The sequence below is a fragment of the Geodermatophilus chilensis genome (assembly GCF_002802985.1).
In the GTDB taxonomy this organism is placed as follows: Bacteria; Actinomycetota; Actinomycetes; order Mycobacteriales; family Geodermatophilaceae; genus Geodermatophilus; species Geodermatophilus chilensis.
In genome coordinates this window covers 42,161-55,915 of record NZ_NVPT01000010.1, presented here as the reverse complement: position 1 = coordinate 55,915, position 13,755 = coordinate 42,161, and the positions used below count along the sequence as shown (strand labels likewise).

General features: G+C 73.1%; 14 protein-coding genes. 11 read left to right on the top strand and 3 right to left on the bottom strand.

Annotated elements, in window-relative coordinates:
- The 4 genes from CNO22_RS03040 to CNO22_RS03025 all read left to right on the top strand — a co-directional run.
- Positions 1–1,285 (top strand): glycosyltransferase family 2 protein (locus tag CNO22_RS03040; protein ID WP_100497885.1); only part of this gene is annotated, 1,285 nt, incomplete at its 5' end.
- A gap of 28 nt (positions 1,286–1,313) precedes the next feature.
- Positions 1,314–3,239: a radical copper oxidase GlxA gene (gene glxA, locus CNO22_RS03035; RefSeq protein ID WP_100497883.1), complete on the top strand. Its 1,926-nt coding sequence runs from the start codon at positions 1,314–1,316 to the stop codon at positions 3,237–3,239.
- Positions 3,236–4,276, top strand: coding sequence for a glycoside hydrolase family 6 protein (locus CNO22_RS03030; protein ID WP_100497882.1), 1,041 nt, complete (start codon positions 3,236–3,238; stop codon positions 4,274–4,276). The genes glxA and CNO22_RS03030 overlap by 4 nt, the downstream gene beginning before the upstream one ends.
- Before the next feature lie 193 nt (positions 4,277–4,469).
- On the top strand, positions 4,470–5,171 hold the full coding sequence (locus tag CNO22_RS03025; protein ID WP_100497881.1) for a hypothetical protein: 702 nt from the start codon (positions 4,470–4,472) through the stop codon (positions 5,169–5,171).
- Positions 5,172–5,328: 157 nt separating this feature from the next.
- On the opposite strand, the gene CNO22_RS03020 is transcribed toward CNO22_RS03025, so the two are convergent.
- Complete coding sequence (locus CNO22_RS03020; protein ID WP_100497880.1) at positions 5,329–6,333, bottom strand: patatin-like phospholipase family protein; 1,005 nt, start codon at positions 6,331–6,333, stop codon at positions 5,329–5,331.
- A 34-nt stretch (positions 6,334–6,367) separates the two neighbouring features.
- A complete protein-coding gene (locus tag CNO22_RS03015) occupies positions 6,368–6,604 on the bottom strand; it encodes a hypothetical protein (protein ID WP_100497879.1) in 237 nt (78 codons plus the stop codon).
- A 51-nt stretch (positions 6,605–6,655) separates the two neighbouring features.
- Between CNO22_RS03015 and cutA the strand changes: the two genes are divergently transcribed.
- Both cutA and CNO22_RS03005 read left to right on the top strand, forming a co-directional pair.
- On the top strand, positions 6,656–7,009 hold the full coding sequence (gene cutA / locus CNO22_RS03010; protein ID WP_100497878.1) for a divalent-cation tolerance protein CutA: 354 nt from the start codon (positions 6,656–6,658) through the stop codon (positions 7,007–7,009).
- The gene (locus tag CNO22_RS03005; protein ID WP_100497877.1) at positions 7,006–8,847 is read left to right on the top strand and encodes a putative bifunctional diguanylate cyclase/phosphodiesterase; all 1,842 of its coding nucleotides are present in this window, start codon (positions 7,006–7,008) and stop codon (positions 8,845–8,847) included. The genes cutA and CNO22_RS03005 overlap by 4 nt, the downstream gene beginning before the upstream one ends.
- 93 nt (positions 8,848–8,940) lie before the next feature.
- On the opposite strand, the gene CNO22_RS03000 is transcribed toward CNO22_RS03005, so the two are convergent.
- Positions 8,941–9,231 carry a DUF6343 family protein gene (locus CNO22_RS03000; protein WP_100497876.1) on the bottom strand — a complete coding sequence of 97 codons (291 nt, stop codon included), beginning with the start codon at positions 9,229–9,231 and terminating at the stop codon, positions 8,941–8,943.
- 46 nt (positions 9,232–9,277) lie between these two features.
- Here CNO22_RS03000 and prfB point away from each other — a divergent pair, with 46 nt between their 5' ends.
- From prfB to CNO22_RS02975, 5 genes are all read left to right on the top strand, one after another.
- Complete coding sequence (gene prfB / locus CNO22_RS02995; RefSeq protein WP_100497875.1) at positions 9,278–10,390, top strand: peptide chain release factor 2; 1,113 nt, start codon at positions 9,278–9,280, stop codon at positions 10,388–10,390.
- Positions 10,391–10,596: 206 nt separating this feature from the next.
- Positions 10,597–11,286 (top strand): cell division ATP-binding protein FtsE, encoded by a 690-nt coding sequence (ftsE, locus tag CNO22_RS02990; RefSeq protein WP_100497874.1) that lies wholly within the window; start codon positions 10,597–10,599, stop codon positions 11,284–11,286.
- 47 nt (positions 11,287–11,333) lie between these two features.
- Positions 11,334–12,218: a permease-like cell division protein FtsX gene (gene ftsX / locus CNO22_RS02985; protein WP_100497873.1), complete on the top strand. Its 885-nt coding sequence runs from the start codon at positions 11,334–11,336 to the stop codon at positions 12,216–12,218.
- A 129-nt stretch (positions 12,219–12,347) separates the two neighbouring features.
- Complete coding sequence (gene smpB, locus CNO22_RS02980; protein WP_100497872.1) at positions 12,348–12,824, top strand: SsrA-binding protein SmpB; 477 nt, start codon at positions 12,348–12,350, stop codon at positions 12,822–12,824.
- A complete protein-coding gene (locus CNO22_RS02975; protein ID WP_100497871.1) occupies positions 12,825–13,751 on the top strand; it encodes an NADP-dependent oxidoreductase in 927 nt (308 codons plus the stop codon).
- Positions 13,752–13,755 lie beyond the last annotated feature (4 nt).

The following is a 13,755-nucleotide window of genomic DNA, read 5'->3' as shown; positions in this document are numbered from 1 at the left end:
CCCGGCGGTGCGCGCCATGTGCGCCGAGCTCGGCGTCCGGCACTTCACCCGACGGGGGGTGCCGGAGTGGAACCAGCCCGCCGGCCGGCACAAGACGAAGACCAAGCACGGCAACTACAACGCCTGGCTGGACGCGCACGGCGACGACTACGACTTCTGGGTGTCGGTCGACACCGACCACGTCCCGCTGCCGAACATGGTCGAGCGGCTGATGGGCTACTTCCACGACCCGGACGTCGCCTTCGTGGTGGGCCCGCAGGTCTACGGCAACTACGACAACTTCGTCACCCGCGCCGCGGAGTCGCAGCAGTACCTCTTCCACAGCGTCCTGCAGCGGGCGGCCAACCGGTTCACCACCGCGATGTTCGTCGGCACCAACAACGCGGTGCGCGTCTCCTCCCTGCAGGCCATCGGTGGCCTGCAGGACTCGATCACCGAGGACGCCGCGACCAGCATCGTCTGGCACGCCAGCACCAATCCCGAGACCGGCGCGGCGTGGAAGTCCGTCTACACCCCCGACGTCCTGGCCGTGGGCGAGGGCCCGAGCACCTGGCGGGACTACTTCACCCAGCAGGGCCGGTGGGCCCGCGGCACCGACGAGGTCGTGCTGCGCCGGTTCTGGCGGCTGGCCCCGCGGCTGTCGTTCCCGCGGCGGGCGCACTACGCGCTGTTGATGTCCTACTACCCGGCGACCGCCATCAGCTGGGTGCTGGGCGTCAGCAACCTGGTCGCCTACCTGCTGACCGGCGTCGCCGGCCTGCTCGTCTCCGCCCAACTGTGGCTGATGCTCTACGTCAACGCCGCCGTGCTGCAGGTCGCGGTCTACTTCTGGAACCGCAAGCACAACGTCAGCCCGCACGAGGAGGAGGGCTCCTCGGGCGTCAGCGGGATGGCCATCTCGGTGATGTCGACGCCGCTGTACGTCAGCGCGCTGTGGGCCGCGGTGCGCAACCGCAGCACCGGCTTCGCCGTCACCCGCAAGGGCGCGGTCTCCGGTGACCGGCCGACCTCCTTCACCCGGCACCTCGTCTGGGCCACCGTGCTGCTGACCGCGCTGACGACCTCGCAGCTGCTCGGCCACACCCACGCGGCGATCCGCGTCTGGGCGGTGCTGAGCCTGACCATGTGCCTGCTGCCGGTGGCCATCTGGGCCACCGGGGCGTCCGCCGGCGCCGGCACGCCCCCGAGCCGACGCCGTCCCTGCCCGCCCCGGTCGTCCCGGACGCCGTCGCCGCCGTCCGTCCCCGCACGCCGGCCGTCACCTTCGTCGGCAACCGCGCGGTAGACGTCCCCCAGACCCAGGAGAGCACCCGATGAACCGCCCCAAGCCGAGGCGCAGCCGCCGGCTGCGCAACGCTGCCCTGGTCGCCGCGACGGTGGCCGGGCTGGTCGCGGCCAACGGCCCGGTCGTCACCGCCGTCGCGCAGGAGGCCTACGACGACTTCCAGCGCAGCCAGCCGGAGTACAAGGCGCAGTACGGCTCGTGGGAGACCATCGAGCTGCCCGAGGAGTACCGGACGCAGGCCGTCCACGCCGCGCTGCTGCACACCGGCAAGGTGCTGCTCGTCGCCGGGTCGGGCAACGACGCCCAGGACTTCGAGGCCGGCAGCTTCGAGACGATCGTCTGGGACCCGGTCACCGGTGACACCAAGGAGGTGCCGACGCCGGAGGACCTGTTCTGCTCCGGGCACGCCTACCTGCCCGACGGCAACCTGCTCATCGCCGGCGGCACGCGGGAGTACGAGGTGCTCGCCGGGGACGTCACCAGGGCCGCCGGCGTGCTCACCGTGAAGAACGAGCGCCTCGACGAGTCGGTCACCCTGCCCGCTGGCACCCGGTTCACCGCACGCGGCCACAGCTACGTGTCGGAGGCGGACGTCACGGTGTCGCCCGCGCACCTGATGGCCGACGGCAGCTCCATGGCCGGCGAACAGGACGTGTGGATCGAGGCCGAGGCGGAGGGCGACGCCCCGGTCGTCAACGGCGGCCAGCAGTTCCAGGTCGAGGGCCTCGACGCCGAGGAGCGCGCCACCCTCTACGGCCAGGGCGACACCATCACCCTGGACAAGCAGAACTACCGCGGGCTCGACGCCTCCTACGAGTTCGACGTCGCCACCGAGACCTACCGCGAGACCGACCGGCTGACCGAGTCCCGCTGGTACCCCACGCTGGTCGGCCTGGAGGACGGCGGCGTGCTCGCCGTCTCCGGTCTCGACGAGCACGGCCAGGTCCTCGAGGGGGAGAACGAGGTCTACGACCCGGCCACCCGCACCTGGGAGGAGCGCCCGGACCTGGAGCGCTACTTCCCGACCTACCCAGCCCTGTTCCGCCTGGCCGACGGGTACCGACTGTTCTACAGCGGCTCCAACACCGGCTACGGACCGGCCGAGGAGGGCCGCCGGCCCGGCATCTGGGACCTCGAGGACAACAGCTGGCAGGACGTCCCCGGCCTGCGCGACCCGGAGTTCAACGAGACCAGCAGCTCCTTCATGCTCGCGCCCGCGCAGGACCAGCGGGTGGGCATCGTCGGCGGCGGCGGGGTCGGCGACAGCGAGGAGTCCACGGCGCGCTTCGACGTCGTCGACCTGACCGAGCCCGAGCCGCGCTACGAGCCGGCCGCCACCGACTACCCCAGCCCCGCCCGCTACCTCAACGCGGTCACGCTGCCCGACGACTCGACCCTGCTCACCGGGGGCTCGGTCGGCTACCGCGGCAACTCGCAGAGCGACCTGCACCTGACCACGATGTACGACCCGCACAGCGGCCACCTGCACGAGGCGGCGCCGAACCGGGTCGGGCGCAACTACCACGCCACCGCGCTGCTGCTGCCCGACGGCCGGGTCATGACCATGGGCTCGGACCCGCTGTTCTCCGACGAGGAGAACACCATCCCGGGGAGGTTCGAGACCCGGATCGAGATCTACTCCCCGCCGTACCTCTTCGCCGGGGACCGCCCGGAGATCACCGACGCACCGCAGGAGGTCACCCGGGGCGGCGCCTTCCCGGTCGCCACCGACGGGGACGTCACCGAGGCGCGGCTGATGCGGCCCAGCGCGGTGACCCACCAGACCGACCCCGAGCAGCGCTCCATCGCCCTCGACGTGCAGTCGGCCGGCAGCGGGTCCTACGAGCTCGGCGTCCCCGAGGAGGAGGGCCTCACGCCGAACGGCTGGTACATGTTGGTCGTGGTCGATTCCGAGGGCCTCCCCTCCCCGGCGCGCTGGGTGCACGTCCGATGAGGACGCGTCTGCACGCCCGACGCTCCGTCCGGGCCACGGTGCTGGCGGCCGTCGCCGGCACCGCGGTCGCCTGTGGCGGCAGCGCCGACACACCCGACGCCGCGGCCGAGGAGTCGAGCCGGCTGGCGGGGGAGGAGCTCTGGCTCAACCCCGAGGGCCACGCCCCCGTCGCCGTCGCGCAGGCCCGCGCCGAGGGGCGGACGGCGGACGCCGAGGCGCTCGCCCCGCTGGCCGAGCAGCCGACCGCCAACTGGATCGCCACGCCCGAGAACCCCTATCCGGCGGTCGAGGAGATCTCTCAGGCCGCGGCCGCCGCGGGGGAGCTCCCGGTGCTGGTGGCCTACAACGTGCCGGGGCGGGACTGCGGGTCCTACTCCGCCGGCGGCGCCGCCGACGTCGACGCCTACCTGGCCTGGATCGGCAGCTTCGCGGCGGCGCTGGGCGACCGGCCCGCGGTCGTCGTCCTCGAGCCGGACGCCGTCCCGCAGGCCCTGGTCGGCTGTGAGGGGGTGGACTCCGCCGCCCGCTACCAGCTGCTCACCCAGGCCGTGGAGATCCTCGACCGGCAGCCGGAGACGCGGGTCTACGTGGACGCCGGCAACGCCAGCTGGGTCGACGACGTGCCGGCGCTCGCCGAGGCGCTGCGCCGCAGCGGCGTCGACCACGCCGACGGCTTCGCGCTCAACGTCTCCAACTACGAGACCACCGAGGCCAGCGCGGAGTACGGCCTGGACCTGTCCCGGCAGCTCGAGGAGGGCGCGCCCGAGGGGACGCCGACCGCCCACTTCCTCGTCGACACCAGCCGCAACGGCGTCGGTCCGCCGGAGGACGCCGCCGGCGGGGAGGGCCGCTGGTGCAATCCGCCGGGGCGGGAGATCGGCACGGCGCCGACGACGTCCCCCGGGCTCGACCGGGTCGACGCCCTGCTCTGGATCAAGCAGCCCGGCGACTCCGACGGCACCTGCGGCGGCGGCCCGCCGGCCGGGCAGTGGTGGCCCGAGATGGCCCTCGAGCTGGTCGACGGCGAGGAGGGCTGACCGCACCGGAGGGGCGGGCGTGGATCGTCGCGTTGCCCACCTTCCGCTGTGAGCGGGGTCACGGAGGGGTGCCGGACACGCACCTGGCCCGAGAACTCCTGCTCGGGAGCCGACCGCGCCGGGGCCCGGCTGAGAACCGGGAGCGTCGTCGAGTCGCGGTGACTCGGCCGACGACTCTCCCGACAGGAGCATCATGCGCAACAGATCACTGTTCAGCGTCCTGGCCGGGGCAGCCCTGCTGCCCGCCCTCGCCACCCCCGCGCTCGCGTCGGACGGGTACCACGACGACCACCGGGATGCGGAGACCTACTCCGCCCGCCTGGAGCCCGTGCCGCATCACCCGAAGGCCGACAGCGGGTCCGACGTGCGCGGTCGCGCCACGCTCGTCGAGGTGGACGGCGAGCTGAAGGTCGAGGTGACCGCGCGCGGGCTCAGCCCGCTGCTCCCGCACCTCATGCACATCCACGGCGACCTCGAGGCGAGGAACGAGTGCCCCGGGCCGGAGTTCCGGGCCGGTGGCGTGGACGACCGGCTGATCGAGACCGCCGACGGGTTGCCGGCCTACGGCCCGATCCAGGTCACCTTCAGCGTGGAGGGCGACACCAGCGCGGGTTCCGGGCTGGCCCTCGACCGCGCTCCGGTGGCCGGGAAGGGCGGGAAGCTGATGTACCAGCGCGTCCTCATGGACGTCCCGGAGGGCGTCCTCGACGAGCTCGACGACCTGCACATCGTCATCCACGGTGAGGACCTGGACGACGACGGGATGTACGACTCCGGGCCGATCACGGCCCTGGGCGCACCCCTGGAGGCGGAGCTCCCGGTGGCCTGCGGCGAGCTCGACGAGCGCGGCAGGAGCCACGGCCACGGCCACGGCCACGGCCACCGCCACGGCTGATCGGCCGGACGCCGACCGTCCCACGGCAACCGCGGCAGGCCGCCGGTAGCCGAGGGCGCACGGGCGGCAGCACCTCCGGCAGGCCGTCACGGCCGGAGGTGCTGCCGCCCCGCGTGCCGGCTCCGACGCGGGCGTCTCCGTCGGACGATCGCGTCGATCACCCGATCCCCACACCGCGGCACTCGCGGAGGTAGGCCGCCCAGTCCCACCCCGCGAGGAACTCCCGCGCCGCCGTCGTCCCCGAGGCGACCAGCCGTGCGCGCTCGGCCGGGCCGACGTCGAACTCGGTGAGCCCGGTGCCGCTGGTGTCGACCGAGACCGCGCGCCGCCGCACGCAGGGCCGGGCGAGGTAGGCCCGGTCCCGCGCCGAGACCGTCGTGGCCACCAGCGAGTCCAGCAGCCGCAGCGGCCCCGGCAGCCGGCGCCAGGGGAAGACCGACACGTCCTCGTCCGAGAGGGTGTCCCCGACGCCGACGCCGAACGTCGGCCAGCGCGGGGCCGCGGCGTCGGTGCGGTCGAAGGTCTCCACCGGGAAGTTGGACAGCACCCCGCCGTCCACCAGCGTCGAGCGGCGCCCGGTGCGGGGGTCGCGCAGCGTCTGCGGCGAGAAGAAGTACGGGATCGCCAGTGACGCCCGGACGGCGTCGGCGACCGGCTGCGCGTCGGGGTCCAGGCCGTAGTCGCGGTAGTCCCAGGGCAGCCGCAGCAGCCGGCCCCGGGTGACGTCGGTCGCCGTCACCACCAGGCGGTAGCGCTGCCACGGCGCCAGCGCCGGGTCGTCCCCGGGGTCGTCGCGGCGCAGGTCGCCGAAGGTGTGCACGCCGAGGTCGGCGAGCTCCCGGCGCACCCACTCGGTGACGTAGCGCCCCGGGTGCAGCCCCGACCGGGTGAGCAGGCCGACCGCCGGCGCCACGACCGGCACCGGTGCCCAGGCGTCGGGCACGCGGTCGTACTCCAGCCGGGACGCCCGCTCGAGCACGCCCTCGGCGTCGAGCCCGGTGGCGAGGAAGGCGGCGAGCACGGCCCCGGCCGAGGAGCCGGCGACCCGCTCGAACCGGTAGCGGCGCAGCAGTTCGACGGCGGCGCCGACCAGGGCGATGCCCTTGACCCCACCGCCCTCGAGGACCAGGTCGGCCGGGAGCCGGTCGGGAGGGGGCGTCACGCCCGCACCGTAGGCACGCCCCCTCCCGGTCCGCTCAGCCGCCGCGCTGGACCTCGGCGGCCACCACGCCGCGCAGGGCGAGCAGGAGCGCCTCGTCGGAGGAGTCCCCGCGCTCCAGGGCGCTGCGGGCGCCCTCGGACAGGCTGGCCAGCGCGACGTCCTCGAGCCAGACCGTGTCGCCGCCCACCCGGCGGCCCATCGCGAGGGTGTCGCCCTCGGGCCGGAGGACGTACTCCTCGTTGTCGACCGTGATGGTCATCTCGTCGCTCATGGCCCCGCCCTACCCCGCGGACCTGTCACTCCACCCCTGTTGGATGACCGCGTGGTGGAGGACGTGTGCGAGATCGTGGTCACCGGAAGCGACGCCGAGTGGCTGGGCGGGTACACACGGACACTGGTGGAGGAGAGACTGGTGGCCTGCGGTCACCAGTTCGCCGCGATCCGGTCGGTCTACCGCTGGGAGGGTGCCGTGCACGACGAGGCCGAGGCGCGCGTCGCCCTGCACACGCGCCGGTCGCTGGTGCCGGAGGTCGTCGCCCGCACCGCCGAGCTCCACCCGTACGACGTCCCCTGCGTCATCGCCCTGCCACTCGTCGGCGGCGCCCCCGACTACCTGAGCTGGGTGGTCCGGGAGACCCGGGAGCCGCAGGGCGGAGAGGGGGGAGGGCGGGCATGAGCGCCGTCCACCTGGGCACCGTAGACGCGGAGACCGACGAGGACCGCTCGGACCTGGCAGGGGAGCGCGTGGGACGACGACCGGAGGAGCCCCAGTTGCCGCGCGACGTCCGCCGCCGGGTCGACGGGCCGTCCCAGTCCACGGTCGTCGTCGAGGCCGTGCTCGACGCGCTGCCCTCGCCGACGCTGCTCATCGACGCCAACGGCACGGTGCTGCTCGCCAACACCGCCTGGGAGAAGGCCGCCGACGTCCTCGGCGACGATCGGGTGCGCATCGGGGTGGACGGCGACTACTTCGCCATGGCGCGCCGGCTCAACGGCGACGACAGCACCGCCACGCTGATCGACGAGCTGCGGGCGCTCTCCCGCGGCGAGCGGCCCTCGGTGCAGGCCGACTACGCCCTCGAGCTGCGCGGCGGCACGTACTGGGTCCACCTGCAGGCCTCCCGGGTCGACCAGGCCGGCCAGGTCGTCGTCACCCACACCGACGTCACCAACCGGGTCGCCGCCGAGCGCGCCTCGGACTGGCGGGCGCGCCACGACACCCTCACCGAGCTGCCCAACCGCGCCCACCTGCACGAGCTGATCGACGCCGAGCTGCAGCAGCACGACCGGGGGCCGGTGTCGGTGCTCTTCCTCGACATCGACGGCTTCAAGGACGTCAACGACTCCCTCGGCCACGACGCCGGCGACGACCTGCTGCGCCAGATCGCGCAGCGGCTGACCGGCGTGACCCGCGCCGGCGACACCGTCGGCCGGCTGGGCGGCGACGAGTTCATCGTCCTGTGCCGTGACTGCGACAGCACCGGCGCGGAGGCCCTCGCCGACCGCTGCCGGGCCAGCATCGACCGCCCGTTCGACCTCAGCGGCCGGATGGTGCGGCTCGGCGTCAGCATCGGCATCGCGACCGCGGCGGAGTCCCGGCCCACGCGGGTGCGCTCGACCGACCTGGTCCGCGACGCCGACCTCGCGATGTACGCGGCGAAGGCCGCCGGCCGCAACCGGGTCCGGCTGTTCACCGCCGACCTGCGCGCCGCCGCCCAGCACAAGGCCACCGTCGCCGCCGAGCTGCGCGACGCCGTGGCCGACGGCCAGCTGGTGCTGCACTACCAGCCGGTGCTGCACCTGCCGTCTGGCCGGTGCACCGGCGTCGAGGCACTCGTCCGCTGGCAGCACCCCCACCGCGGCCTGCTCGCGCCGGCCGACTTCCTGCCGACGGCGGCCCAGCACGACCTGATGACGCCGATCGCCCGCTGGGTGCTGCGCACCGCGACCCGGCAGACCGCGGCGTGGGCGGCGGCCGGGCTGCACCTGGTCACCTCGGTGAACATCAGCGCCAGCCACGTCGCCACCGGTACGCTGGTCGCCGACGTCCACGAGGCGCTGGCGGAGTCCGGGCTGCCACCCGAGCAGCTCGTCGTGGAGCTGGCCGAGCGGTCGGTCGCCGAGGACGTCGAGCGCACCGCCGCGCAGTTCGCCGCGCTGCGCCGCTCCGGCGTCGAGGTCTCGATCGACGACTTCGGCGGCGGCTTCTCCTCGCTGGGGCAGCTGGTGGCCCTGCCCACCGGGCTGCTCAAGATCGACCGGAGCCTGGTCGCCTACCCCGAGGGACGGCGCAGCCAGGCGGCTGCGGCGATCGCCGCCGTCGTCGCGCTGGCCCGGGCCTGCGGCGTGCGCACCCAGGCCGAGGGCGTGGAGACCGCGGATCAGCTGGAGCTGGCCACCGAGCTCGGCTGCACCTTCGCCCAGGGCTTCCACCTGGCCCGGCCGATGCCCGCCGAGGACCTGAGCGGCTGGCTCGCCGCGCACGTGGCCCAGCCGGCCGCTGCGCTGTTCTGAGCAGGCCCGCGTCAGCCCGGTTCGCCGCGGGCGGCCTCCCTGCAGGGGCCCGCCGCGAACTCGCGAGTGGCGGGGGGGCAGGGAGGTCCTTTTTCAGCCGGGTTCGCCCCGGGCCTTCCGGCGGGCCACCACCACCAGGTCGACGGCGGCCACGGCGGCCAGCAGTAACAGCACCACCGCCGGCCAGACCGGCAGGGCGTCGCCGGAGAGCCACAGCAGGCCGGCGACCAGGCAGAAGACGAGGCCGAAGGCGGCCAGGACCAGCCGCAGCGTGAGGGCCGACCGCGCCGGCGGGGCGCCGCCGATGCCGGCCGTGGGGTCGTGGTGGTTGGGCAGCCCCCGTGCGTAGTCGTCGCGGGAACGTGGACGGTGCGGGTCACTCATGCCGCCACTGCCTACCCGCGGCCGGAGCGCACTACCCTGGGTCGATGTGGCCGCTGACTTCTCCGTCGTCCTGGACGAACTCGACACGACCCTGACGTCGATCGAGGCGGTCCTCGACGTCGACCGGCTGCGCCGCGAGGTGGCCGAGCTCGAGCAGCAGGCCGCCGCGCCGGACCTCTGGAACGACGTCGAGGCCGCGCAGGCGCTGACCTCCAAGCTCTCCTACCTGCAGGGCGACCTGCGCCGGGTCGAGGAGTTGCGCAGCCGGCTCGACGACGTCGGCCTGCTGCACGAGATGGCCCTCGAGGAGGGTGACGAGGCGACCGCGGCCGAGGCCGAGCGGGAGCTGGCTAGCCTGCGCCAGGCGATCGACGAGCTCGAGGTGCGCACCCTGCTCTCGGGCGAGTACGACTCCCGCGAGGCGCTGGTGACCATCCGCTCCGAGGCCGGGGGCGTCGACGCCGCCGACTTCGCCGAAATGCTCATGCGGATGTACCTGCGCTGGGCCGAGCGGCACAAGTACCCGGTCGAGCTGTACGACGTCAGCTACGCCGAGGAGGCCGGCATCAAGTCGGCGACCTTCGCGGTCAAGCAGCCCTACGCCTACGGCACGCTCTCCGTCGAGCAGGGCACCCACCGGCTGGTGCGCATCTCGCCGTTCGACAACCAGGGCCGCCGGCAGACCTCGTTCGCCGGTGTCGAGGTGCTGCCCGTCGTCGAGCAGACCGACCACGTGGACATCCCGGAGAACGAGATCCGCATCGACGTCTTCCGGTCCAGCGGCCCCGGCGGGCAGAGCGTCAACACCACCGACTCCGCCGTCCGGATCACCCACCTGCCGACCGGCATCGTCGTCTCCTGCCAGAACGAGAAGTCGCAGATCCAGAACCGGGCGGCCGCGATGCGCGTCCTCCAGGCGCGGCTGCTCGCCAAGCGGCAGGAGGAGCAGCGGGCCGAGATGGACGCGCTGCGCGGCGAGGGCAGCAGCTGGGGCAACCAGATGCGCTCCTACGTCCTGCACCCGTACCAGATGGTCAAGGACCTGCGCACCGAGCAGGAGACCGGGAACACCTCCGCCGTCCTCGACGGGGACATCGACCCGTTCATCGAGGCGGGCATCCGGTGGCGCCGACAGCAGGAGGCCGTGCCCTCCAGCTGAAAGAGGGTCGGCAGGACCCGGAGGGCCGGCGAGATCAGACGTCCCGTTCGTCACACCCGTCGCACGGCGGGACGCCGGATGGGCCACGCTGGGTGACGGGCGTCCCGGGCCCCCGGCGGAGCCGCTCACGCTCTGTCGGGACGGGACGGCGACCGACCGCGCGTGACACTCCAGTCTCCCGGGTTCGAGAGGTACCGTGGCCCCTCGTGATCGAACTGCAACACGTCACCAAGCTCTACCCGGCCAGCTCGCGGCCGGCCCTCGATGACGTGTCGACGGAGATCGACAAGGGCGAGTTCGTCTTCCTCATCGGCTCCTCCGGCTCGGGCAAGTCGACGTTCCTGCGGCTGCTGCTCAAGGAGGACGACCCCACCAAGGGGAACGTCATCGTCAACGGCAAGACGCTGAACACGATGAACAAGTGGCAGGTGCCGAAGCTGCGCCGCACCATCGGCTGCGTCTTCCAGGACTTCCGCCTGCTGCGCAACCGCACCGTGGCCCAGAACGTGGCCTTCGCGCTGGAGGTCATCAACAAGCCCCAGCGGACCATCAAGCGCGTCGTCCCCGAGGTCCTGGAGATGGTCGGCCTCGAGGGCAAGGCCGCCCGGCTGCCCAGCGAGCTCTCCGGTGGTGAGCAGCAGCGCGTCGCCATCGCCCGCGCGTTCGTCAACCGGCCGCTGGTGCTGCTGGCCGACGAGCCCACCGGCAACCTCGACCCGGAGACCAGCGAGGGCATCATGCTGCTGCTGGAGCGGATCAACCGCACCGGGACGACGGTCGTCATGGCGACGCACGACTACCACATCGTCGACTCGATGCGCCGCCGCGTGATCGAGCTCAACGGAGGAGTCCTCACCCGCGACCAGTCGCGCGGCGTCTACGGGGTCGGCCGCTGACCCGGCCCCCCGCTCCTCCACCTGCCTGACCTCACGACAGGGAATCCATGCGCGTCAACTTCGTGCTCTCCGAGGTGGCCACCGGGCTGCGTCGCAACCTGACCATGACGGTCGCGATGATCCTGACCACGGCCATCTCGCTCGGCCTCATGGGCACCGGCCTGCTGATCGCCGGGATGATCTCCGACATGAAGGAGATCTACTACGACAAGGTGCAGGTCTCCGTCTTCCTGGCCGACGACGTCACCGACCAGCAGCGGTCGGCCATCGAGCAGCAGCTCGCGGACTCGCCCGAGGTGGCGACCTACATCTACGAGTCCAAGGACGAGGCCTACGCCCGCTTCCAGCAGCAGTTCAGCCAGCAGCCCGAGCTCGTGCAGAACACCCCGCCGGACGCGCTGCCCGAGAGCTTCCGCGTCGAGCTGGTGAACCCGGAGCGCTACGAGGTCATCGCCGCGGAGTTCCCGAACGGGCAGAACGGCGTCGACCAGGTGCGCGACGAGGGCGACTTCCTCGACCGGCTGTTCAGCCTGCTCAACGGCGCCCGCAACGCGACGATCGCCGTCGCCGTCGTCCAGGCGTTGGCGGCGTTGCTGCTGATCTCCAACACGATCCAGCTGGCCGCCTTCAACCGGCGCAACGAGACCAACATCATGCGGCTGGTCGGCGCCTCCCGCTGGTACACCCAGCTGCCGTTCATCCTCGAGGCCGCGCTGGCCGGGCTGATCGGTGCGCTGCTGGCCATCGGCGGCCTGGTGGTCACCAAGATCCTGTTCGTCGACAAGACCCTCGCCGGGCCGATCCGCGCCGGGATCATCCCGCCGGTCGACTGGGGCGCGATCGCCTTCATCAGCCCGGTGATCGCCGGCGCCGGCGTGGGCCTGGCCGCCGTCGCCGCCTACGTGACCCTGCGCCTGTACGTGCGCATATAGGACTGTCGGCCTACCGGCCGACACCGCGACCACGTGCCGTCCCCCGTTGCGCTGAGCGCCGCCGTCGGACCCGCCGGGAGCCCTCCGGGCCCCGCGTCGGGTCCGACGGGGGCCCCTAGACTCGGGTCCATGCCGCGTGAACAGGGGCGGAAGCTCATCGCCCAGAACAAGAAGGCGCGGCACGACTACTCGATCCTCGACACCTACGAGGTGGGCCTGGTGCTCACCGGCACCGAGGTGAAGAGCCTGCGTGCCGGCCGTGCCTCGCTCGTCGACGGCTTCGCCACGGTGGACGGCGGCGAGGTGTGGCTGCAGCACGTGCACATCCCCGAGTACACCGAGGGCACCTGGACCAACCACGCCCCGCGGCGCAAGCGCAAGGTGCTCATGCACCGCGCCGAGATCGACAAGCTGATCGGCAAGACCAAGGAGGGCGGCCTGACCCTGGTGCCGCTCGACCTGTACTTCAAGGACGGCAAGGTCAAGGCGACCCTCGCGCTCGCCAAGGGCAAGAAGTCCTACGACAAGCGCGCCGACCTCGCCGAGCGCGACTCCCGCCGGGAGATCCAGAAGGCCTTCGGCCGCTACGTGAAGGGACGGCGCTGAGTGCGGGGCATCGCGTACGACGAGTTCGGCGGGCCCCAGGTCCTGACCCTCCGCGACGACCTGCCCGACCCACCGGTCGGCCCCGACACCGTGCTGGTGCGGGTGCACGCGGCCGGCGTCAACCCGGTCGACATGCTGATCCGAGCCGGCGGACTGACCGGCGCCTACCCGCACCACCTGCCGATCGTGCCGGGCTGGGACGTCGCCGGGGTCGTCGAGGCCGCCGGTCCGGCGGTCACCGCGTTCGCCGCCGGTGACGAGGTGTTCGGCTACGTCCGCCGGGACGACGTCCAGTGGGGGACGACGGCCGAGTTCGTGCCCGCGCCGCAGCGCTGCCTGGCGCACAAGCCGCAGTCGCTGTCCTTCGCCGAGGCGGCCGGGCTGCCGTTGGCGGGGCTGACCGCCTACCAGTCGCTGACCGAGGCGCTCGACGTCCACGAGGGCGAGCGGGTGCTGGTGCACCGCGCCGCGGGCGGGGTCGGCTTCTCCGCCGTGCAGATCGCCGTCGCGCTCGGCGCGCACGTCATCGGCACGGCCAGCCCGCGCAACCACGGCTTCCCCCGCGACGCGGGGGCCGCCGAGGTGCTCGACTACTCGACCGGGCCGATCAGCGCGCAGCTGTCCGAGCCGGTCGACGCCGTCCTCGACCTGGTCGGCGGCGACACGCTGGCCGACGCGCCGAAGCAGGTCCGCGACCCCGCCCGCATCGTGTCCGTCGTCGACCCGGTGGTGAACGAGATGGGCGGGCGCTACGTCTTCGTCCGGCCCGAGCACGAGCACCTCGAGGAGCTCGGCCGGATGGCCGACGCCGGCCAGCTGCGGGTGCCGATCGCCCGGGCGTTCCCGCTGGAGCAGACCGCCGAGGCGCAGGAGCTGGTCGCGGGCGGGCACGTGCGCGGCAAGGTCGTCGTCACGCTGCGCTCGTGACCAC

Bases quoted from the DNA above. Each gene is read 5' to 3' on its own strand.
- CNO22_RS03030 (WP_100497882.1), top strand. From the start codon at position 3,236: ATGAGGACGCGTCTGCACGCCCGACGCTCCGTCCGGGCCACGGTGCTG.
- ftsX (WP_100497873.1), top strand. From the start codon at position 11,334: ATGCGCGTCAACTTCGTGCTCTCCGAGGTGGCCACCGGGCTGCGTCGC.
- CNO22_RS03000 (WP_100497876.1), bottom strand. From the start codon at position 9,231: ATGAGTGACCCGCACCGTCCACGTTCCCGCGACGACTACGCACGGGGG.
- CNO22_RS03015 (WP_100497879.1), bottom strand. From the start codon at position 6,604: ATGAGCGACGAGATGACCATCACGGTCGACAACGAGGAGTACGTCCTC.
- CNO22_RS03025 (WP_100497881.1), top strand. From the start codon at position 4,470: ATGCGCAACAGATCACTGTTCAGCGTCCTGGCCGGGGCAGCCCTGCTG.
- glxA (WP_100497883.1), top strand. From the start codon at position 1,314: ATGAACCGCCCCAAGCCGAGGCGCAGCCGCCGGCTGCGCAACGCTGCC.
- CNO22_RS03005 (WP_100497877.1), top strand. From the start codon at position 7,006: ATGAGCGCCGTCCACCTGGGCACCGTAGACGCGGAGACCGACGAGGAC.
- smpB (WP_100497872.1), top strand. From the start codon at position 12,348: ATGCCGCGTGAACAGGGGCGGAAGCTCATCGCCCAGAACAAGAAGGCG.